Genomic DNA, 20,649 nt, shown 5'->3' with positions numbered 1-20,649 from the left:
GGGCCAAATAGAGACTGGATCGCCGCGTCGCCATAGGGCTCCTCGCGATGACGAAATAATGAGGGAAGCGAGAATTTCATGAAAGCCTGGTTCACCATCCCACTCTGGCAACGCGTGATCGCAGCGCTGGTGCTTGGCATCATCGTCGGGCGGCTGTGGGGGCCGGAAGCGGAAAGCATCAAGATCGTGGGCGACATCTTCGTCGCTTTCATCAAGATGCTGGTTGTCCCGCTGATCTTCTTCAGCCTCGTTGCAGGGGTCGCGAGCATCGGCGACCTGCGCAAGCTCGGCAGCGTGGGCTGGCGCGCGATGCTGCTGTTCGTTGTGACTGGGCAGATCGCGGTGTGGCTGGGGCTGGGACTTGGCACGGTGCTCGCGCCGGGGGCGGGCGTCGATACCAGCGCGATCGAGATGGGGGCGATCCCTGAACCCAACGAGACGACCTGGCGCGCGATGCTGCTCGGCATGGTTCCTCAGAGTCCGGTGCAGGTGATGGCGGACGTCAATGTCCTGCCGCTGATCATCTTCTCGCTGCTGATCGGCATCGGCATCTTGATGGCGAAGGAAGAGGGCGAGCCGGTCCTGAAGATTTTCGAGAGCGGCTCGGTCGTGATGCAGAAGGTCACCATGGTGGTGATGGAGCTGACCCCGTTCGGCGTCTTCGCGCTGATGGCATGGGTCGCGGGCACGCTCGGCTTTGATGCGCTCGCCGCGCTCGGCAAGCTGGTGTTCCTCAACTATCTTGGCTGCCTGCTGATTATCGGCATCATCTATGCCGGCATGATCAAGTTCATCGCGAAGCTGCCGGTGATCGACTTTTTCCGCGGGATCATTGACGCGATTGCGGTGAGCTATTCCACCGCCAGCTCCAACGCGACGCTGCCGGTGACCTTGCGCTGCGTGCGCAGGAATCTCGGCGTGTCGAACTCCGTCGCGAGTTTCGTGGTGAGCCTCGGCGCGACGATCAACATGAACGGCACGGCGATGTATCTCGGCCTTGCGACCTTGTTCGGCGCGCAGATCTTCGGCGTCGAGCTTTCGTTGGGAGACTACTTCCTGATCTCGATCCTCGGCACTTTGGGCGCGGTCGGCGCGGCGGGCATTCCGGGCGCGGGCCTCATCATGATGGCGCTGGTGTTCGGGGCGGTCGGCGTGCCGCTGGAGACCATCGCGTTCGTCGCAGGCGTTGACCGGATCATGGACATGATGCGCACGACGACCAATGTCAGCGGCGATGCAGCGGTGGCGACCACGGTCGCCAGCCTGACAGGCGAGATCGACCGGGCCGAGATGATCAGCGCGGACGATGTTTAGGCGGATATTCCTGTTCGCGGTCTACTGGCTTGCGCCGCTTGCATCGCTAGTCCTGATTATTGCAGGCGGACGCTTCAGTTTCTTTGGTTGGGTGATGTTCGCCGCGCTCTTCTTCTTCTTTCTCATTCGGGGAAGGGACTGGAAAGGGAACCCAACAATAATGGGAATACGCGAAGACAGTACGTTCTTCGGCAAGCAAACCCGAGTTGACCGCACCGATCAGCGCGAATGATGCCTTGCGCCTACTCCTCATCCCCCTCGACATACTCAACCGGCACAAACTTGCCCAAGCCGCAGCCAGCCCCTTGGCGGATCTGTCCGCCGAAATTCTCCAGCACGTAAATGATGTCGGTGTTGCACAGCCGGTTGAGCGAGGTCGAATAGGAAAAGCCTTCCTCAAACCCCAGCCGCGGGCAACGGTTCGGCAGCGTGTTGCGGTAGGTCTTGCCGCCCGCCATCTCGAAGTCGATCGTGCGGTCATCGCGGACCTTGGACTGGCGCAGGGCAGAGAGCGAAATGCAGCTTTCCGCTTCGCCCAGCACTTTGACCGGCGGGCCGTCGGAAACGAAGTCTTCATCGGCTTCGACCGGCGCGCAGGCCGCGGCCAAGGCAGTGGTGGCGGTGATCAGAATGATACGACGCATAACAGGCACTCCTTATGCTTCAGCGCCCGCGCGAGGTCAGGCGCTCGCTTTGGATTTCGTTCCCCGTTTCGGGTCTTCTAGCACTTTTTTACGGAAACTGCACAAATCCGTTAGCTGACAGCGCCAGCACTCGGGCGTGCGCGCCTTGCAGGTATAGCGGCCATGCAGGATCAGCCAGTGATGCGCGTGCAGGCGGAACGGCTGCGGCACGTGCTTTTCGAGCTTAGCTTCGACCTGCTCCGGTGTCTTGCCCTTGGCAAGGCCAGTGCGGTTGCCGACGCGCAGGATGTGGGTATCGACCGCAAAGGTCTCCTGCCTGAACCAGCAATTCAAGACGACATTCGCGGTCTTGCGGCCCACTCCGGGCAGCTTGACCAGCTCCTCGCGACTGTCCGGGACCTCGCCGCCGTATTCGTCGACCAGCAATTGCGAGAGCGCGATGACGTTCTTGGCCTTGGAGTTGAACAGGCCGATGGTCTTGATGTGCTCCTTGAGACCATCCTCGCCGAGTTCCAGCATTTGCTGCGGTGTCTTGATCTTGGCAAACAGCGCGCGCGTTGCCTTGTTCACCCCGACATCGGTCGCCTGCGCTGACAAGGCCACCGCCACGACCAATTGATAGGCATTGCCATATTCAAGCTCGGTTTCCGGCTCGGGATTGTCCTCTGCCAGACGGCGGAAGAATTCGAAGATCTGGTCTTTTGTCATACTTTGGGGGTCATGTTCGCCGGATCACAACTCCAGCACGTCGTTCATCGTGTAGCGCCCCGCAGGTTTGCCGATCAGCCATGCGGCAGCTTTCACGGCTCCGCGTGCAAAGATCATGCGGTTTTCCGCATTGTGAGTAAGCGTGATGCGTTCCTCCTCGCCAGCGAAAATCACGCTGTGATCGCCTGCAACGGTTCCCCCGCGCAGCGCTGCGAAACCGATTGCGCCCTGTTCGCGCGCACCGGTCATTCCGTCCCGCCCGCTTTCAGTATTACGAGCAAGGTCGATCCCGCGGCCCCTGGCGGCCGCTTCGCCCAGCAGCTTGGCCGTGCCCGAAGGCGCATCGACCTTCATCCGGTGATGCATCTCCACGATCTCGATATCCCACTCCGGGCCGAGCTTGGCTGCCGCAGTCTCGACCAGATGCGCGAGGAGCGTTACGCCAAGCGACGTGTTGCCGGTTTGAAGCACGGGGATGGAGCCCGCCGCTTCGTCAATCATCATCTGATGCTCGGCTTCAAGACCGGTCGTTCCGATCAGGATCGGTGTGCCCGCCACTCGCGCTGCAGCCAGCGTGCTTTCCAGTGCGGAGGGCGCGGAAAAGTCGATCAGCGCATCGCTTTGCGTGGCGATAGCGCCGGGCTGTCCGCCGGCATCGATCCCGCCAGCTATCGTGTGGCCCGCTTCTTCAATAGCGCTGGCAAGCGCCTGCCCCATGCGCCCCTTGTGTCCGATAATGCCAAATTGTGCCATTGCGTTTCCCTTCGCCCTACCGCTTCGCTACTTGAGGGCAATGGAAGATATTCGCAACATCGTTATCCTGACTGGCGCAGGAATCAGCGCGGAAAGCGGGATCGACACCTTCCGCGATGCAGGGGGCCTGTGGGAGCAGCACCGGGTGGAAGATGTCGCAACGCCTGAAGGCTTTGCGCGCGATCCGGACCTGGTGCTTGGCTTCTACGACATGCGGCGCGAGGCGCTCGCCAGGGTCGAGCCCAATCCCGCACATCATGCACTGGGGCGGCTGGAGCGCGAATGGGGTGAGCGCGGCAACTTGCTGATCGTCACGCAGAATGTCGATGATTTGCACGAACGCGGCGGCGCGAAGGGCGTGCTCCATATGCACGGCGAGCTGAAAAGCGCGCTGTGTCTCGCCTGCGAAATGCGATGCCCTTTTGACGGAGCCATGAGCGACCGCCCGCCCTGTCCGGTTTGCCAGGCGCCATCGCTCAGGCCGGATGTCGTGTGGTTTGGCGAGATGCCGTATCAGATGGAACGGATCTATGCCGCGATCCGCAAGGCAGACCTGTTTGTCAGCATTGGCACATCGGGCGCGGTCTATCCGGCGGCCGGGTTTGTGCGAGATGCGCTCGATTGCGGGGCGCGGACGCTGGAGCTTAACCTTGAGCGCTCTGAAGGTTCGCACTGGTTCCACGAAAGTCGCCTCGGCCCTGCGGGTGAACTGGTGCCGCTTTGGGTCGAGGAAGTGCTAGCGCGCTGAGCACCCCTTGCATTGCGGATCCTTCGCTATGGTGAGCGTGCGCATCCCCGGTTTCATTCCGTCGAGGATGTGCAGCTTGCCAAATTGCGGATCGCCGAAAGTGCTGACACCCTGGAGCAGCACGCGCACCGCCTGCATCGCAGCGAAGGTTCCGGCCCAACCGGCCATCGCGCCCAGCATCCCGTCTTCCGCGCAGGTGTCGCAGTCCTCCGCATCGAACGCATCGCCGACAAAACAGCGGTAGCAGGCTTCGCCAACCAGATGCCCCGCGAAAGCGCCAACCTGTCCCTGAAACCTGCCGACCGCGGCCGACAATAGCGGCGTGCGCTCGGCCACGCAGGCATCGGATACCGCGAGCCGGGTCGCGAAATTGTCCGTGCCATCGAGCACCAGATTGGCGCCTGCGATTCTGTCGCCGATGTTCTCTGCGTCGATACGCCGGTCGGAAATCTCGACCTCCAGATTCTCGTCGAAATTGGCGAGCCAGCGGCGTGCGGCGACTGCCTTGCCATGACCCACATCGCGGGTCGAGTAGATCGTCTGCCGCTGGAGGTTGGTGGCATCGACCACGTCATCGTCGAGCAGGGTGAGCTTTCCAATGCCCGCGCCCGCAAGATATTGCAGCGCTGGCGAACCGATACCGCCAAGTCCCACGATCACGACGTGGCTTTGCGTCAGCTTGATTTGCCCCGCACCGCCAATTTCCGGCAGCACGATATGGCGCGCAAAGCGGTCGAGGCGCTGTTGGGAAAGCGGCGTATTGCTCATGGGAGAAGCTGTTTACAGCCTGTGCTCAAGGTGTGAATAGCCTGTCGACAGGGCTGTGCATAGCTCTGTCGATTAGGTGTTGCTTAGCTGAGGATTGCCAGTGGAGGCCCGGTGGAGCCTGAGTGAATAACCCTTGTGGCCAGACCTGTTCACAAGCTGTGGAAACTATGTGCGAATTAACGTTGTTGCCTCAGCTTTCAAGCTGCCGGAGCAAGCTGCGCACATCGCCATCCATATCCGCATCGCGCTGGCGCAGATCCTCGATCAGCCGCACCGCGTGGATAACCGTGGAATGGTCGCGTCCACCGAACTTGCGCCCGATTTCGGGATAGCTGCGCGGCGTCAGGACCTTGGCGAGATACATCGCGACCTGACGCGGGCGGACGACCGCACGGGCACGGCGCTTGGATGACATTTCGCTGCGGTCGATACGGTAAAACTGGCACACCGTGCGCTGGATTTCATCGATCGTGATCCGGCGGCGATTGGCCGAGAGGATGTCGGTCAGCTGCTCCTCGGCGAGGTTCAGCGAGACTTCCTGTCCTGTCAGCTGGGCGTAGGCGATCAGCTTGTTGAGGCCGCCAACCAGCTCGCGGACGTTGCGCGTAATCGTGCGCGCAAGGAAGTCGATCACATCGTCCGGCACGTTGAGCGGCGCGAACCGCGTGAGCTTCGATTCGAGGATCTTGCGGCGCAGTTCAATGTCCGCTGGCTGGATATCAGCGACGAGACCCATCGAAAGGCGGCTGAGCAAACGCGGCTCAACCCCGTCCAGGGCCTGTGGCGCACGGTCAGCGGCAAAGACGAGGCGCTTGCCTTCAGCCAGCAGCGCATCGATGGTGTAGAGCAGCTCTTCCTGTGCGCTGGCCTTGCCGATGATGAACTGGATGTCGTCAACCAGCAGCAGGTCGAAACTGCGCAGGCGCGCCTTGAATTCGATCATCTGGTTGTTCTTCAGCGCCTGGACGAACTCGACCATGAAGCGCTCTGCCGAGCAATAGAAGATACGCGCCCGCGGATGGGCCTGCAGGAAGGCGTGGCCGATCGCGTGGAGCAAGTGCGTCTTGCCCTGGCCAGTCGCGGCCTTGAGATAAAGTGGCGAGAATTGGGGTTGCTCTGTCGCAGCCATGCGCTGCGCTGCGTTGCAGGCGAGCACATTGGTCTCGCCGGTCACGAACGCGGCAAAGGTCAGCTGCGGGTCGAGCCCGACAGAACTGGTGAAGCCTGCTTCGCCAATCGTCCCGGCCGCAACCGCGATGGCGCTTGCATCGGCGTCATTGGCTGGGCGACGGCCATCGTCGAGGCGCAATTCCGGCAGCTGGCGGCGGCCCGGGTGGACAGAGATGCGCACTTTGCGCACTTCGCTGCGCATGATCTTCCAGGCGAGCTGCAAGCGGTCATGAAAGCGGTCATTGACCCAGTTCGCGGAGAATTCGGTGGGAAGGAACAGATCAAGCGTGCCGGTCTCTTTCTCAAGACCGCCAACCTGGATCGGCTTGATCCATTGGCTGTGGAGTTGATGACCCAGATCCTTGCGCAACCCCTGGCTGATGTCCGCCCAGTCAGCGGCCAGATTCACCGCTTCCATGTCTTCCATCAGATCTGCGTCCTTTGATTTTGCCACCCGCGCGCTGTCACTTTTATTGACCATTCCCAGACGAACCTCTTTCGCTCTCGCAAGGCACGATTCTGCCTCGCAAGACCCCCTGTTATATACGACAGACAAAGCTACGCCAGGACCCGGAATCGGATAACCGGGAGCGCACCCTGTCGAACGATAATGTAAGAACCCGAGCTGTCCCGCCTCGGGTATGAAAAGTTTTATGGACGCCTGAGCGCCAGAGGCAAGGGGGGAAATTGTCAAAAAACCGAAATAAAAATGTTGACTCCCTGCAACCCCGCAGACTTGCGTTGATGTCATTGATTTTAAAGAATTTCGCTGATTTGGGCTATGCGAATCGCGATAAATCCTAGGGTTGCGTCAAGTTGCCTAACGAGATCGCGCAACAAAAAAGGGGCCGAGCCCTTTTGGGCTGACCCCTTTGGATGTTCGATCCTCAAATTCTGGCTTCCGGAGAGCCCCGGAAGACAGCACGAAACCGAATCAGAGAGCGGCGACTCGCTTGCTGAGTCGGCTCATCTTGCGTGCCACTGTGTTCTTGTGCAGCACGCCGCGAGCAACGCCGCGCGCCATTTCAGGCTGAGCGCTCTTGAGGGCTGCGGCAGCGGCTTCCTTGTCACCGGCTTCACATGCCGCTTCTACCTTCTTCACGAAGTTGCGGATGCGGCTGATGCGCGCGCCATTGACTTCGGCGCGGCGGTTGTTGCGACGGATGCGCTTGCGGGCTTGCGGCGTGTTGGCCATGTTCGTCCTTATGTCAGATCGCCGCAGTGGCGACCGATTTGCTGTCTCGAGTTCAATGTCAGATATGGCGATTCATCGCCGGAAAGGCGCGCACATAGTCGGCAGGGCGGAGAACGTCAAGGATTCGCTCACTTCTGGCAGACTTGGCAGAACCAGGTGCTGCGCCCGCCTTGTTCGATCCGTTTGATTGCCCCGCCATCGCCGCGGCGGCAGGGCTCGCCTGTACGACCGTAGACATCGAAGCGCGTCGCGAAATAGCCGAGCTCGCCATCGGGTTGCGCATAATTGCGCAAGGATGATCCGCCATCGCTGATCGATTGCATGAGCACGTCCTTGATCGCGGGCACCAGCCGCTCCAATTGTGGCCGTGTAACCTTCCCACCTGCCTTGCGCGGACGGATGCCCGCACGCCACAGCGCCTCGCAGACATAGATATTGCCGAGTCCTGCCACGATCTTCTGGTCGAGCAGGCACAGCTTGATGGCTTGTGATCTCCCCTGGAGCGCAGCTTTGAGATATTGCGGCGTCAACGCATCGCCCAAAGGCTCAGGGCCAAGGCTTGCAAATTGCGGCCAGTCATCAAGCGCCGCTGTTTTCACCAGATCGACCGACCCAAACCGGCGCGGATCGCACAGCGCGAAGCGATTGGCAGATGTCTCCATTACAAGATGATCATGCGGGTCAGCTACTTCAGGGTCGATCCGCCACCTGCCGCTCATGCCGAGATGGAAGATCATGGTCTGCTCGCGGTCGAGATGAACCAGGCCGTACTTCGCACGCCGAGAAAGTCCAGTGACGGTGGCACCTGTCATCACCTGCACCAGCTCTGGCGGGAAGGGGCGGCGTAATTCCGCGCGGTTTAGCGTCACGCGCGTAATCTGCTCACCTTCAAGGAACCGGGCAAGCCCGCGAACCGTTGTTTCTACTTCTGGTAACTCTGGCATGGATTTTTCTTGGCTCGCTCACGCTCGAATTGAAGGCGCGGGTGCCCCAGTTCAAATTCATCCAGGCCTCTAACAGCCTTTGCGCTATGCTGAAACTCCCCTAGAGGGTCCCGCATGACTCAAGACAAAGTCTCTTTCGGCTATGAAGAAGTAGCCCCGGAGGAAAAGACGCGCCGGGTGGGCGCAGTGTTCTCCAGCGTCGCAGCCAAGTATGACATCATGAACGATGCGATGTCAGGCGGCATGCACCGGCTGTGGAAGGATCGCTTCGTGCGGCGCGTGAAGCCGCAGCCGGGTGAAGCGATCCTCGACATGGCTGGCGGTACCGGCGACATCGCGTTCCGCATGGCGGCGCGCGGCGCGGAAGTGACCGTTGCCGATATCAACCAGGACATGCTCGATGTCGGGATTGAGCGCGCGATGGATCGCGGGATCACCGGCCTTTCGTGGTCGTGCCAGAATGCGGAGAAACTGACTTATCCCTCGCGAACCTATGACGCCTATACGATCGCGTTCGGCATCCGTAACGTCACAGACATTCCAGCTGCGCTGAAAGAAGCACACCGCGTGCTGAAGCATGGCGGGCGGTTCTTCTGCCTCGAATTCTCGACCACTACCTGGCCCGGCTTCAAGGAAGTCTATGACGTCTATTCGCACAAGATCATGCCGCAGATGGGCAAGATCATCGCGCAGGACGAAGAGAGCTATCGCTATCTCGCGGAATCGATCCGCCGCTTCCCGCCAATGCCGGAATTTGAACGCATGATCCGCGATGCAGGCTTTGTGAACACGCGGGTCGAAGCGATCCTCGGAGGGGCAGTCGCCATCCATTCGGGATGGAAGATATAAGCCTATGGCGTCGATCCGCTCCGCACTGCGTGCTTCGCTGCGCCCGGCACCAGCCCATGCCCCCACCCGGCCATCCATGAGATTATCCTGTTGGGTGGCCGGGTGGGGGAGCGGGCCGGTGCCGCTCGAGCCGTCAGGCGAGATAACCACATGACACGCCCAGCGACCCATATCTTCCGGCTCCTGAAGTGGGGCCGGACACTGGCGAAGTACGGCGCGCTGCGCGGGATTGAAAGCGATCCCAACACACCGACGCCGGTAAAGCGGCTCGCACGGCTGGCGCGGCTCGGTACGTTCCAGCCTGCCGAGCCAGACTATGCCAGTGCCTTTCGCGCGATCGGCCCGGCCGCGATCAAGCTTGGCCAGACCCTTGCGACCAGGCCTGATCTGGTGGGCGAGGAAGCGGCGCACAATCTTCTCAGCCTGCAAGACGATCTGCCGCCGGTTCCCTTCGCTGAAATCGAAGCCTCGATGGCGGCAAGCTTTGGACAGCCGCTCGATACGTTGTTTCAATCGATCGATCCTGAGCCGGTTGGCGCTGCTTCGATCGCGCAGGTGCACCGCGCGGTAACGACCGAAGGGAAGCAGGTTGCGATCAAGGTCTTGCGTCCTGGCATCCGCGAGCAGTTTGCCAAGGACATCCAGACCTATGAATGGGCGGCTGCGCATCTCGAAGCGCTCGGCGGCGAAGCCTCGCGTCTGCGCCCGCGGCTTGTCATTGCCAACTTCAAGCGCTGGACACTGAGCGAGCTCGACTTGCGGCGCGAGGCCGCATCGGCCAGCGAACTCGCGGAATCGATGAAGGGCATTCACGGCTACCGCGTGCCGGAGATCGACTGGGATCGCACCAACGGCCGGGTGTTGACCGTGGAATGGGTTGAAGGGATCAAGATCAGCAAGACTGGCGAACTGATCGCGCGCGGTCATGACCTGCCCGATCTCGCTCAGCGGTTGGTGATCGCGTTCCTGACCCAGGCCATCAGCGGCGGCTTCTTTCATGCCGATATGCACCAGGGCAATCTGTTCGTGGAAGATGACGGGACGATCGTCGCGATCGATTTCGGCATCATGGGGCGGATCGACCGCCGCGCGCGGGTGTGGCTGGCAGAAATCCTCTATGGCCTGACCACTGGCGATTATTACCGCGTGGCGGAAATCCACTTTGAAGCGCAATATGTTCCGAGCTACCACTCGGTCGATGAATTCGCCACCGCCTTGCGCGCTGTCGGTGAGCCGATGCGCGGCAAGCCGGTGAGCGAGCTGTCCGTCGGCCAGATGCTCGACGGGCTGTTCGCCATCACGCGCGACTTCGACATGCAGACCCAGCCGCACTTGCTGCTGCTGCAGAAGACCATGGTGATGGTTGAAGGCATTGCGACCCAGCTCAACCCAGAGATCAACATGTGGGACACCAGCGCGCCTTATGTGCGCAGCTGGATCCGCGATGAGCTGGGTCCAGAAGCAGCGGTCGCAGACCGGATCAAGACGGACACGGAAACCCTGTTCCGCCTGCCGGGTCTCATTCGGCGGCTGGAAGAGCAATTCCCGCCCAAGGGCGGCGCGCCTGAACCTCCGCCTTTGCCCGACCTTGAATTGATGTGGGAGCGACGCAGCCGCGAAGGACGCGGTTGGTTGGGCTATCTGCTCGCCGCAGCGCTGGGGGCTGGCGCGGTTATCGGGGCCAGCACGCTCGGCTGGATCGCTTGAAGCGAGTTCAGTTGGGCAGGTTCAGCCGGGCAAGCCTTCGCTTTCGCCCATCACGTGATGCGGCAGGACGCGGCTGCCGATCAGCGCGAGGATGACAGTGATCGCTTCGGCGGCCATGGGCATCCACCATTCAGGGTAAGCGCCATCCAGTGCGAGGCCAACCGAGCGACCCAGCAGCGCAGTGCCCATCAGGGCTGCGGTGACCAGCAGCATATCGCCGCTCCGCTTCCATGCACCGATGATGAGGCACCCCCCGGCTACCCAGAAGAAGGCGGTTAAATCGGCACGGATGATCGACAGGCCTTTGGCCCCATCGGGAAGCACTCCAAAGTCCGGCCCATTGCTCGCTGGATCGACCAGGAAGCCGATCCCCAAGCCGATATAGAACATCCCGCCGAGTAAAATCAGCGCGCGCAAAATTGTCACCATTGTGGCTCTCCCCTCGCAATTTATCTCTATCCACCAAGGCTTTTAGCCCTTTGCTAGCTAAAATTTAACCACTACTCACCACAATTGGACAAGGCGAAAAGTGCGGCTATTCTGCCTTGCGGGACGCCATTGATCGATCATTTCCTGAGGCCTTGGAGGGTAATCCGCCATGGCCTTGCTGTTTGAGGACGGATTTTGTGAGCGCAGCGCATCCAAAAATCCTGCTTATCGTGGGTGGCGGCATTGCGGCCTACAAGTCGTGCGAGCTGGTCCGCCTGATCCGCAAGGGCGGCGGCGAAGTCACCTGCGTAGTGACGCAAGGCGGGCAGCAATTCGTGACCCCCATGGCGCTCGCAGCGCTCAGCGAAAACGAAGTATATACCAGCCTGTGGGACCTCAAGAATGAGGTCGAGATGGGCCATATCGAATTGAGCCGCGAGGCGGATCTGATTGTTGTCTGCCCGGCGACCGCTGACATGATGGCGAAGATGGCCGCAGGCATTGCAGACGACCTTGCGACCACCGTCATCCTTGCGACCGACAAGCCCGTGATGGCGGTGCCCGCGATGAACGTGCGGATGTGGGAACATGAAGCGACCCAGCGCAATGTCGCTTGGCTGCGCGATGCGGGTGTACAAGTGCTTGATCCCGATGAAGGGCCGATGGCCTGCGGCGAGTTCGGTTATGGCCGCTTGCCAGAACCCCATGCGATCTGGGCAGCCATTGCCGGGCACTTCGATATCGAAGTGGAAGCCCCTGAAGTTATCGAGCCTGCAAGGATCGCCGCAGCAGACACTAGTGCAGACGACATCCTTGAAGCGCTTGAGCCGGAGCCTGAAGTTGAACCGAAGAGCGGCGGCCTGAGCGGATTGCTGTCTTCTATCATCCCCCGCTCAACACCCAAGCGTTCAGCGCAAGAGATCGAAGCGCAGCAGCTTGAAGAAGAGGAAGCGGCGCGGCTCGAAGCCGAAGCACTTGAGGAAGAAGCGGCTCGGCTGGCTGATGCTGATGCTGATGCTGATGCTGAAAGCGATGGCGAAACCGCACCTGCAGAAGACGCTGTCGATCCTGATGCCGTGCCCGATCTTGGCGGACCGCTGATGGCGAAGAAGGGGTCTGCATCGGCTGCGCCTCCGATCGATCCGGATGCGATCAATCACGAAGTCAATGAGCGCCAGAGTGCGCCTGAACCTGCTGCAGGGGAAGTTCAGGAAGCCGCTGCTCCGGTTGTTCCGGATGATGTCGAATCCGCAGAAGAAGACGCGCTCGATGGTCAGGCAATCAAGGTCAAGAAAGGCCACCAGCCGCTTGCCGACCGGCATGTGCTTGTCACCGCTGGCCCGACCTGGGAAGCGATCGATCCAGTGCGTTACATCGCCAACCGTTCCTCGGGCAAGCAGGGCTTTGCCATTGCCGCTGCAGCCGCCGCACTTGGCGCAAAGGTCACGCTGGTCGCAGGGCCGGTTTCGCTCAAGACGCCCAAGGGTGTCGACCGCATCGATGTCGAAAGCGCGGCTGACATGTCGCAAGCGGTGAAGGATGCAATGCCTGCCGATGTCGCGATCATGGTCGCGGCCGTCGCAGACTGGCGGCCCAAGGAATACCGCGCGGAAAAGATGAAGAAGCGCGGTTCCGCACCGCCTGCTCTGGTCCTCACGGAAAACCCGGACATTCTCACCAATGTCGGTGCGTCCGACAAGCGACCGACGCTCGTCGTCGGCTTTGCCGCTGAGACCGAAGACGTGCTGGAGAACGCCAAGCGCAAGCGCAAGCGCAAGGCTGCTGACTGGATCGTCGCGAATGACGTATCGGGCAATGTCATGGGCGGCGATGAGAACCGCGTCCATATCGTCAGCGATGAAGGCGTTGAAAGCCTTGAGCAGATGCCCAAGATCGAAGTCGCCATGGCGCTGCTTGAGCGCGTGGCCGATAAACTATCCATGCCCGAGGCGGCCGAATGAGCCAGACTGTCGCGGTCAAGGTGAAGCGCTTGCCGCATGGCCAAGGGCTCGACCTGCCTCAATATGCGACCTCTGGCGCAGCTGGAATGGATATTGTCTCGGCTGAGACGGTCACCATTGCATCCGGCTCGCGCCATGCCGTGGCGACAGGCCTCGCCGTGGCGATCCCTGAAGGCTACGAAATCCAGGTTCGGCCCCGCTCCGGCCTTGCCTTGAAGCATGGCATTACCGTCCCGAACACGCCAGGTACGATTGATTCCGACTATCGCGGGGAACTCAAGGTCATCTTGATCAACCATGGCGATGCGCCGTTCCCGATCGCACGCGGCGACCGCGTCGCGCAGCTGGTGCTGGCACCGGTGACGCAGGCAGCGTGGGACGAAGTCGAGGACCTCGATGCCACAGACCGCGGTGCGGGCGGGTTCGGTTCCACTGGCGGCCACGAACGACTGTAAAGTTTGACCTGCTTGAAGCAGTGCGTGCGCAACTGGACAACCGCTGACCACACAAACGAAGAGGGCGGCCCCGCAACGGAGCCGCCCTTCATTGTCAATTCAAAGAGCGGACGGTCAGTTCTTGACGTTGCGCACCTTGGTCTCTTCAGGCTTGATCGTGATGCGCACGGTCTCTCCGGAATTGCCCGGGAAGTCTGTAAACATGGCATCGACCAGGTTCGGGACCAGATATTGCAGGCGGTTCGAAGTTGACAAGGCCTGTGCCTTGCCTTCGAACAGCCGCTCACCGGTTGCCGCTCGGTCGATCTTCAGCTCGATGCCGCTGGTATAGACGGTGTAGCTGCGCACTTCAGGCCCACCAAAGAACGGGTCATGGAAGCCATAGCCCCAATAGCCGATCGGGCGGCGGTAGAAGCGCGAGCGATAGCCGTACCAGGGATCGAAAAACGGGTCCGCGCCATAGCCGGTGCTGCGCACACGCTCGCGGCCATTGTCGACGTCATAGTCGAACCTGACCAGCAGAGACGCCTGTTCAGGGCTTGCCGCCTGGACGTAGCCGAGATTGGTCATCTCCTCTTCGACCTCATCGGCATAGAGCGCAAATTCAAGCCCGCCAGCCAGGGCCGGGTCATCCGCGACCACCGCGAAAGTCTCACCCGCAGGAGCGGGCAGTTCTGCCTGAAAACGCGACACGTCCGCCTTGAAGCTTGGCGCACAAGCCGCAAGCCCTGCTGCAAGCAGCGCTACAGTTGCCAGCCTGAGGGTCTTAGCCCGGTTAGTGAATGCACTCATGATGTCTCACCTCTTGTCTCGATATTGCCTTGCCGCGCGCATCACATGCAAGCGGCAATTCAACCAAGCTGCAGCCAGATGACCCTCGCTGTCTGCGCAGCCCTTCGTCGGTAACGCGTGTTATAGGACAGGTGAAGTGAACGAGATTTGAACGCGGGAATTAGGCCAAGATTCGCGATTTAGACATTTGATAACAGTCAGTTACCCGCGCACGAGGCCCAGCGCCTTATAGGCGGCATCCAATGTCGGGGTTCCGATCTCACGCGCTCTTGAAGCGCCGCGAGCCAGAATCGCCTGCAACATCTCGGTATCTTCGCGCAGTCCCCTGAACAGCGAAGTGATCGGATCGAGGGTCTCGACCAGAACTTCACCGAGGGCCGGTTTGAACCCGCCGAAGCCTTGCCCGCCATACTCGCGCAGGACGTCATCCACGCTTGCGCCCGTGAGCGCAGCGTAAATCGAGACAAGGTTCGATGCTTCTGCACGGCCTTCCAACCCGTCGACTTCAGACGGCAAGGGCTCGGGATCGGTCTTCGCCTTCTTGACCTTTTTCATGATGGTGTCCGCATCGTCGGTCAGGTTGATCCTGCTCAAGTCTGACGGATCCGACTTGCTCATCTTGGCCGTGCCATCGCGCAAGGACATGATTCGCGCGGCCTGCGGCGGAATATAGGGGTCCGGCAAGGTAAAGACCGGCGCATCTTCGGGAGCGAAGTCATTGTTGAACTTCTGCGCAATGTCGCGTGAAAGCTCCAGATGCTGCTTCTGGTCTTCGCCCACCGGCACGTGAGTCGCCTGATAAAGCAGCACGTCGGCAGCCTGCAGGACCGGGTAGCTGAACAGCGCGACCGACTGGCCCTCGCGGTTCTTGCCCGCCTTGTCCTTCCACTGTGTCATCCGGCCAAGCCATCCCATTCGGGCCGTGCCCATCAGCAGCCATTGAAGCTCGGCGTGCGCGGGAACCTGCGCCTGGTTGAACAGGATCGACTTGTTGGGATCGAGCCCGCAAGCAACGAGCGCAGCGGTCATTTCCAGCGTGTTCGAATTCAGCTCTGCCGGATCGTGCGGCATGCTGATTGCGTGGAGGTCGGCGAGGAAGAACAGGCACTCGGAATCACCATCCATCTCGTCCTGCATCCGCACCCAGTTGCGGATCGCCCCCAGGTAATTTCCCAGGTGGAGATTGCCCGTGGGCTGGATTCCGGAAACGACGCGCATGGACTGGTCCTGATGATTCTAGGTCTGGCGGCGCATTAAGCGCTGGATAGTCGCTTTGTCGAGTACGCCGAGAACGATCGCGCCGAGACCATAGGAGACCGCGCCGATGCTGATCAGGGCAAGGATGGAAAGGCCGCGCTCGATCGAAGTCCCGCTGAAATAGGGATCGCCGACCGGCATGGCGAGCGCCAGGGCGAGGCCCATCACACTCGCCGCGAGCGCAATCCGCGCGAGCCGCCCGGCCACGCGTCCGGACAAGCGGAAGAACCCGCGTCTCACCAGAATGGCATAGAGCAACGCGGTGTTGACCCAGGCACCAATCGCACCGGCTATGGCCAGGCTCAACACGCCAAGGCCCAGCTCGAAGATCAGGTAGACATTGAGCGCGACCGTCACGAGCAGGCTTGCCGCAGCGGTGTAAACCGGGGTTCGCGTGTCCTTGCGCGCGAAGAAGTTGGGGGTGAGCACTTTCACAAGGACATAGGCGGGAAGCCCTATGACCAGCGCCGAGACGACTTGCCCGGTTATCGCTGCGTCTTCAGACGTGAATGCGCCGGACTGCATGAACACGCGCACGAATGCGCTGCCGGTAAAGAACAGCGCAACCGCTGCCGGGACGGTCAGCAGCATAGCGAGCTCCACCGCGTTCGATTGCAGGCGCTGCGCTTCGTCGCGCTCTTCCCTGGCGATATAGCGGCTCAGGGCAGGCAAGATCGCCGTGCCAAGCGCAATGCCGATGATGCCGAGCGGCAGCTGGTTCCAGCGATCCGCCATCGCCATGTAGGTCAGGCTCCCGTCAGGCAGCCCGCGCATGAAGGCAAGGTCGATGAATCGGCTGATCTGATAGACGCCTGCGCCAAAGACAGCGGGAATGATCAGTACGCCCATTTCCTTGACCCGCGCCGTGACCTTGGGGCGGCTGAACGGGATCGAAAACCCTGCGCGCCGCATCCAGAATACCAGCCAGACCAACTGCAGCACTCCGCTGACGGAAACAGCGATGGCGAGCAGGAATCCAGTCGCCTGACGGGTCTCTTCGCCAGAGGGCTGGAATGCGCCCCAGAACAGAGCCGCGAGCAAACAGATATTGAGCAGGATCGGTGCCGCAGCGGCAGCGGCGAACCGCGAGAGCGAGTTAAGGACTGCGGCAGTAAGCGTCGCGAGGCTCATGAACATCAGGTATGGGAACGCGATCTGACCCATGGTCACGGCAAGACCAAAGGTTTCCGGATCGCCGCGCATGTCGGCATTGGCGAACAGCCACAGCACCCATGGCATCCCGACCATCATCAAGGCACCGAACACGACCAGGATCGGCAGCAAAACCGCCAGCACTTCAGCGGCAAAGCGCTTCGCCTCGTGCTCGCCTTCAGCCATGTGGCGGTTGAACAGCGGCACGAATGCGCTCGCAAAGGCGCCTTCTGCGAACAACCGGCGGAACAGGTTGGGAAGCTGGAACGCGAGTTGCCATGCGTCTGCCACGCCGCCTGCACCCAGGACTCGGGCCAGCATGATGTCCCGGACAAAACCGAACACCCGGCTGACTGCAGTCAACCCGCCAATCGTTCCGACATTCTTGAGCAGGCTCATCCGCGCTGCTCCACGGTCATCGCGCTCAGGCTTCGCCGGCTGGTGGTGCGCCAGCACCGCCTGCGGCGGCTTCCTGCTGGCGCTTGGCCTGCAATTGCTGGATGTAGAGACCGTTGAAGTCGATCGGATCGATCATCAGGGGTGGGAAGCCCGCATCGCGCACGGCATCAGCAATAACGCGCCGGGCGAACGGAAACAGCATGCGCGGCGCTTCAGCGAACAGGAATGCGTGGGCCTGCTCTTCGGGAACATTGCGAATGCCAACGAGGCCGCAATAGGCAAGCTCGATCACGTAGGCATCGCCCTGCGATGTCTTCGCCGCGAGGTTCACTTTCAGTTCGACTTCGCTCACTTCGTCGCTGATCTTATCTGCGCCGATGTTGAACTGAAGGTCGATATTGGGCTGCTCTTGCCATTGATAGACCGCTGGAGCGTTGGGATTCTCGACAGACAAGTCCTTGATGTATTGTGTGATAATACCAGCGCTGGGTTGATTGTCTGCGCCGTTGGGCTTTGCTGCGTCAAGGTCCAGATCGCTCAGGACGTCATTTTCGTCGGCCATGGTGTCAAAAGTCTTTCAATTAAGGAATTTCGGTTAAGGATAAGCTCAGGCTCGCTGGTCAACAAGCGGCTCGCCTGATTTGCGGGCCTGAAATGCGGGGACGCGCCTAGCACTGCAGGTGCGCGCCCGCAACAGCGTCTGGTGGGGGGGCCTTGCTCCGCGAGGCGGGCAATTGCGCAACGGCAAGCGTCCAAACCTGCGAATTGGGCGTAATTGACGTTGAGAATTTGTAATTCTCTCCTATGTAGGGCACGAAGGGATTTAACGCGCGGCCAAAGGGGAAAGGCTGCCACAACAGGCTGGATTATTTGTGATAGTCGAAATCGTCATCCTCGCCATGATTGCTGCCTTTCTGGGGCTGCGCCTCTATTCGGTGCTTGGCCGCAGGGCGGAGCATGAGGAAGAATCGATCCCGCATCGGTTTGATGCCGGTGACGAGGATCGCAAAGGCGAAGCTGTCCCAAATGTCGCGCAATTGCGCCCCGCGCAGCCTGTGCAGCAGCTTGAAGGCATGTTGCCCGCAGTTGAGCGCGGCGTACGGGCCATCGCGGCCGCAGATTCGCGTTTCGACATTCTCGGTTTTCTGGAAGGCGCCAAGGGCGCGTACGGCATGGTGCTGGAGGCGTTCTGGACGGGCGACAAGGAAACCCTGCGCGAGCTGTGCGACTCCGATGTCTACGCCAGTTTCTCCGGCGCGATCGATGCACGCGAAGCGGCTGGCCACACGCTTGATAACAAGCTCATCCGGATCGAGGACTACAAGATCATGGGCGCAGAGCTTGATGGCCGCACCGCGCGCATTTCCGTGCTGTTCGTGGCTGATATTGCCGCTGTGACTCGCGATGCTGACGGAAATGTTGTCGCCGGCAGCCTCGATGATGCGGTGGAAAGCCGCGATGTCTGGACGTTCTCGCGCGATGTGAAGTCGTCCACCCCAGACTGGATTCTCGACGAAACCGACGAAGGATAAGGACCCGCCATGCCCGCTTCGACAGCGAAGGAGCGGCGCGTGTGGGTCCAGCGCTGTCTGATCGGCCTGGCCGGGATCGGCTTACTCAGCGCGTGCGTACGGCTGGTGCCGGATGCGCTTCCCCCACAAGCGGCAATACCGACCGCGCCTGAACAACCCGCGCCGGTCTACGAGAACGCGGCCGCAGCTGGCGTAAGGCGCGGGCCGAGCGTTGGCGCGCTCCCGCTCAAGGATAGCGACGCGAGCACGGCGCTGGTCGGCTTTCTCGATAGCTGTCCGCAGCTTCTCAGGCGCGAAGATGCAAGCCGCATGACCTATGGCGCAGATTGGCAACAGGCATGCGAGGCCGCGGCGAACTGGCCACTGGATGATGCGCGCACCTTCTTCATCAAGCATTTCGAGACCGCCCGCGTGGGGGATGGTCGCGGCTTTGCAACCGGCTATTTCGAGCCCGAGATTGTCGGATGCCGCACGCCTGCGCCGGGCTGCGACACGCCGGTCTATGCCATGCCGCCTGATCTCTTGCGCGATCCCAACTGGAGCGGAGAGGGGCGCGCGCCATTGGGCCGTTACGGTGCGGATGGCGAATTCGTGCCCTATTACGAACGCAGTGAGATCGTGGCCGGGGCCTTGCAGGGCAAAGCACCGATCCTTGCCTATGCGGCGGATCCGGTGGAATTCTTCTTCCTCCAGATCCAGGGTTCAGGCCGGTTGAAGACGCCTGAAGGCGAGATTATCCGGATTGGCTATGCCGGCCAGAACGGGCGCGGCTACACCGCGATTGGCGCGGTCATGCGCGAGCGCGGCTTGATTGGCGATGGCACGCCCTATCCGATATCGATGCAGGGGATCGTCGCTTGGCTACGCGACCATCCCGCGCAGGCCGATGCAATCATGAACACCAACCAGAGCTGGATATTCTTTCGCGAGCTGACCGGTGACGGGCCGCTCGGGGCGCTGGGCATCCCTGTACGGCGCGAAACCTCGGTTGCTGCCGATCCGCGCTTCGTACCGCTCGGGGCACCTGTGTGGCTCGATTTCGACCGCGACGAAGCGGACGGACTGTGGGTCGCACACGATACAGGCGGCGCGATCAAGGGTGCGAACCGCTTCGATACGTTCTGGGGCGCGGGCGAAGACGCACGGGCAATCGCCGGCGGGATGAGCGCGCGTGGGCAGGCCTTGCTGCTGGTTCCCAAAGGGACCGTGGGCAGGCTCAATGCCCGTTATGGTGAACCGCCGGAGCCCTTCAATGCGCCTGATGTTCCATGAGCGTCCCGCGCGGGCTGACAGCCGAGGAAGCCGCAGCCTGGGCAAGGCTCGCGCAGTCGGTCACGCCGCTGGAAGGCAAGTCTGCTCCTAAGCCCGCAGTGGTCAAGCCGCATGTCGCTGGCCATGCAGAGCTGCTTGAAGCGGCTGCGCATCGGGTTCCGCTCAAACGCCCGCGCATAGCGCCTGTTGCGGGCCGGCAAGCGGCCCCTCCCAAGCCGCTGTCTTCTCATGCCGGTCTCGATTCGCATTGGGAGCGAAAGTTCAAGGGCGGCGGGGTGCAGCCCGATGTCACACTGGACCTGCACGACCACTCGCTCGATGCCGCCTATCATCGCCTGATGGCAGGCCTCGACCAGGCGCGCGCGATCGATGCGCGTGTGCTGCTGCTGATTACAGGAAGGCCGCGCCCGGTCGATCCTGCCGACCGCGCAGTGCGGCGCGGCGCGATCCGCGCCAAGGTGCTCGACTGGATCGCGGCGAGCCATCACGAGGGTTCGATTGCAGCGGTACGAAAGGCGCACCAGCGCCATGGCGGCGAAGGCGCGCTATACCTTGTCATGAAGCGCGCGCGCTGAAGGGCTAGGGGGCGGCCGTCTCGCT

The 20,649-nt window shown here is 61.3% G+C and carries 22 protein-coding genes; 10 read left to right on the top strand and 12 right to left on the bottom strand.

Annotation, left to right across the window (positions count from 1 at the left end; all coding sequences use genetic code 11):
• Positions 1-78 precede the first annotated feature (78 nt).
• Positions 79-1,314: a dicarboxylate/amino acid:cation symporter gene (locus ACG9DO_RS01285; RefSeq protein ID WP_394729891.1), complete on the top strand. Its 1,236-nt coding sequence runs from the start codon at positions 79-81 to the stop codon at positions 1,312-1,314.
• Entirely contained in the window at positions 1,307-1,546 is a 240-nt protein-coding gene (locus ACG9DO_RS01280; protein ID WP_394729889.1) for a hypothetical protein, read from the top strand. The genes ACG9DO_RS01285 and ACG9DO_RS01280 overlap by 8 nt, the downstream gene beginning before the upstream one ends.
• A 10-nt stretch (positions 1,547-1,556) precedes the next feature.
• On the opposite strand, the gene ACG9DO_RS01275 is transcribed toward ACG9DO_RS01280, so the two are convergent.
• Genes ACG9DO_RS01275 through dapB form a run of 3 tightly spaced genes read right to left on the bottom strand, consistent with a single transcriptional unit; the run spans position 1,557 to position 3,419 of the window.
• Positions 1,557-1,958, bottom strand: coding sequence for a hypothetical protein (locus ACG9DO_RS01275; protein ID WP_394729887.1), 402 nt, complete (start codon positions 1,956-1,958; stop codon positions 1,557-1,559).
• 36 nt (positions 1,959-1,994) lie between these two features.
• Positions 1,995-2,666: an endonuclease III gene (gene nth / locus ACG9DO_RS01270; RefSeq protein ID WP_394729885.1), complete on the bottom strand. Its 672-nt coding sequence runs from the start codon at positions 2,664-2,666 to the stop codon at positions 1,995-1,997.
• A 24-nt stretch (positions 2,667-2,690) separates the two neighbouring features.
• Positions 2,691-3,419, bottom strand: coding sequence for a 4-hydroxy-tetrahydrodipicolinate reductase (gene dapB / locus ACG9DO_RS01265; RefSeq protein ID WP_394729883.1), 729 nt, complete (start codon positions 3,417-3,419; stop codon positions 2,691-2,693).
• 40 nt (positions 3,420-3,459) lie between these two features.
• Between dapB and ACG9DO_RS01260 the strand changes: the two genes are divergently transcribed.
• Positions 3,460-4,167 (top strand): NAD-dependent deacylase, encoded by a 708-nt coding sequence (locus ACG9DO_RS01260; RefSeq protein ID WP_394729881.1) that lies wholly within the window; start codon positions 3,460-3,462, stop codon positions 4,165-4,167.
• Here the strand turns inward: ACG9DO_RS01260 and ACG9DO_RS01255 are convergent.
• The 4 genes from ACG9DO_RS01255 to mutM form a co-directional block, all read right to left on the bottom strand.
• Positions 4,156-4,935 (bottom strand): HesA/MoeB/ThiF family protein, encoded by a 780-nt coding sequence (locus tag ACG9DO_RS01255; RefSeq protein ID WP_394729879.1) that lies wholly within the window; start codon positions 4,933-4,935, stop codon positions 4,156-4,158. The genes ACG9DO_RS01260 and ACG9DO_RS01255 overlap by 12 nt on opposite strands.
• Positions 4,936-5,125: 190 nt before the next feature.
• Positions 5,126-6,586 carry a chromosomal replication initiator protein DnaA gene (gene dnaA, locus ACG9DO_RS01250; RefSeq protein ID WP_394729877.1) on the bottom strand — a complete coding sequence of 487 codons (1,461 nt, stop codon included), beginning with the start codon at positions 6,584-6,586 and terminating at the stop codon, positions 5,126-5,128.
• A gap of 453 nt (positions 6,587-7,039) precedes the next feature.
• On the bottom strand, positions 7,040-7,300 hold the full coding sequence (gene rpsT, locus ACG9DO_RS01245) for a 30S ribosomal protein S20 (protein WP_394729875.1): 261 nt from the start codon (positions 7,298-7,300) through the stop codon (positions 7,040-7,042).
• A 128-nt stretch (positions 7,301-7,428) separates the two neighbouring features.
• A complete protein-coding gene (gene mutM / locus ACG9DO_RS01240) occupies positions 7,429-8,244 on the bottom strand; it encodes a bifunctional DNA-formamidopyrimidine glycosylase/DNA-(apurinic or apyrimidinic site) lyase (protein WP_394729873.1) in 816 nt (271 codons plus the stop codon).
• A 114-nt stretch (positions 8,245-8,358) separates the two neighbouring features.
• On the opposite strand from mutM, the gene ACG9DO_RS01235 reads away from it, so the two are divergent.
• Both ACG9DO_RS01235 and ubiB read left to right on the top strand, forming a co-directional pair.
• The gene (locus ACG9DO_RS01235; protein ID WP_394729871.1) at positions 8,359-9,093 is read left to right on the top strand and encodes a class I SAM-dependent methyltransferase; all 735 of its coding nucleotides are present in this window, start codon (positions 8,359-8,361) and stop codon (positions 9,091-9,093) included.
• A gap of 150 nt (positions 9,094-9,243) precedes the next feature.
• Positions 9,244-10,800: a 2-polyprenylphenol 6-hydroxylase gene (gene ubiB / locus ACG9DO_RS01230; RefSeq protein ID WP_394729869.1), complete on the top strand. Its 1,557-nt coding sequence runs from the start codon at positions 9,244-9,246 to the stop codon at positions 10,798-10,800.
• A 21-nt stretch (positions 10,801-10,821) separates the two neighbouring features.
• Here the strand turns inward: ubiB and ACG9DO_RS01225 are convergent, their stop codons facing one another.
• Positions 10,822-11,229 (bottom strand): DUF4345 family protein, encoded by a 408-nt coding sequence (locus ACG9DO_RS01225; protein WP_394729867.1) that lies wholly within the window; start codon positions 11,227-11,229, stop codon positions 10,822-10,824.
• A gap of 197 nt (positions 11,230-11,426) precedes the next feature.
• Between ACG9DO_RS01225 and ACG9DO_RS01220 the strand changes: the two genes are divergently transcribed.
• Together ACG9DO_RS01220 and dut are read left to right on the top strand one after the other, a co-directional pair.
• The gene (locus tag ACG9DO_RS01220; RefSeq protein WP_394729865.1) at positions 11,427-13,190 is read left to right on the top strand and encodes a bifunctional phosphopantothenoylcysteine decarboxylase/phosphopantothenate synthase; all 1,764 of its coding nucleotides are present in this window, start codon (positions 11,427-11,429) and stop codon (positions 13,188-13,190) included.
• Complete coding sequence (gene dut / locus ACG9DO_RS01215; protein WP_394729863.1) at positions 13,187-13,645, top strand: dUTP diphosphatase; 459 nt, start codon at positions 13,187-13,189, stop codon at positions 13,643-13,645. The genes ACG9DO_RS01220 and dut overlap by 4 nt, the downstream gene beginning before the upstream one ends.
• Positions 13,646-13,759: 114 nt before the next feature.
• Here the strand turns inward: dut and ACG9DO_RS01210 are convergent, their stop codons facing one another.
• The 4 genes from ACG9DO_RS01210 to secB form a co-directional block, all read right to left on the bottom strand.
• Entirely contained in the window at positions 13,760-14,437 is a 678-nt protein-coding gene (locus tag ACG9DO_RS01210) for a DUF4136 domain-containing protein (RefSeq protein ID WP_394729861.1), read from the bottom strand.
• Positions 14,438-14,638: 201 nt separating this feature from the next.
• The gene (gene trpS, locus ACG9DO_RS01205; RefSeq protein WP_394729859.1) at positions 14,639-15,655 is read right to left on the bottom strand and encodes a tryptophan--tRNA ligase; all 1,017 of its coding nucleotides are present in this window, start codon (positions 15,653-15,655) and stop codon (positions 14,639-14,641) included.
• 18 nt (positions 15,656-15,673) lie between these two features.
• Entirely contained in the window at positions 15,674-17,302 is a 1,629-nt protein-coding gene (gene murJ, locus ACG9DO_RS01200; protein WP_394729857.1) for a murein biosynthesis integral membrane protein MurJ, read from the bottom strand.
• Complete coding sequence (gene secB / locus ACG9DO_RS01195; RefSeq protein WP_394729855.1) at positions 17,271-17,807, bottom strand: protein-export chaperone SecB; 537 nt, start codon at positions 17,805-17,807, stop codon at positions 17,271-17,273. Before secB ends, murJ begins: the two co-directional genes overlap by 32 nt.
• Before the next feature lie 310 nt (positions 17,808-18,117).
• Here secB and ACG9DO_RS01190 point away from each other — a divergent pair, with 310 nt between their 5' ends.
• The 3 genes from ACG9DO_RS01190 to ACG9DO_RS01180 are packed head-to-tail and all read left to right on the top strand — an operon-like array spanning position 18,118 to position 20,624.
• The gene (locus tag ACG9DO_RS01190; RefSeq protein WP_394729853.1) at positions 18,118-18,777 is read left to right on the top strand and encodes a Tim44/TimA family putative adaptor protein; all 660 of its coding nucleotides are present in this window, start codon (positions 18,118-18,120) and stop codon (positions 18,775-18,777) included.
• A 9-nt stretch (positions 18,778-18,786) separates the two neighbouring features.
• Positions 18,787-20,049: a murein transglycosylase A gene (locus ACG9DO_RS01185; protein WP_394729851.1), complete on the top strand. Its 1,263-nt coding sequence runs from the start codon at positions 18,787-18,789 to the stop codon at positions 20,047-20,049.
• Positions 20,046-20,624, top strand: a complete 579-nt coding sequence (locus ACG9DO_RS01180) for a Smr/MutS family protein (RefSeq protein WP_394729849.1) — start codon at positions 20,046-20,048, stop codon at positions 20,622-20,624. Before ACG9DO_RS01185 ends, ACG9DO_RS01180 begins: the two co-directional genes overlap by 4 nt.
• Positions 20,625-20,649: the final 25 nt, after the last annotated feature.

It is taken from the genome of Altererythrobacter sp. GH1-8 (assembly GCF_043702085.1).
Lineage (GTDB): Bacteria > Pseudomonadota > Alphaproteobacteria > Sphingomonadales > Sphingomonadaceae > Erythrobacter.
This window is presented reverse-complemented; position numbering and strand designations above follow the sequence as displayed.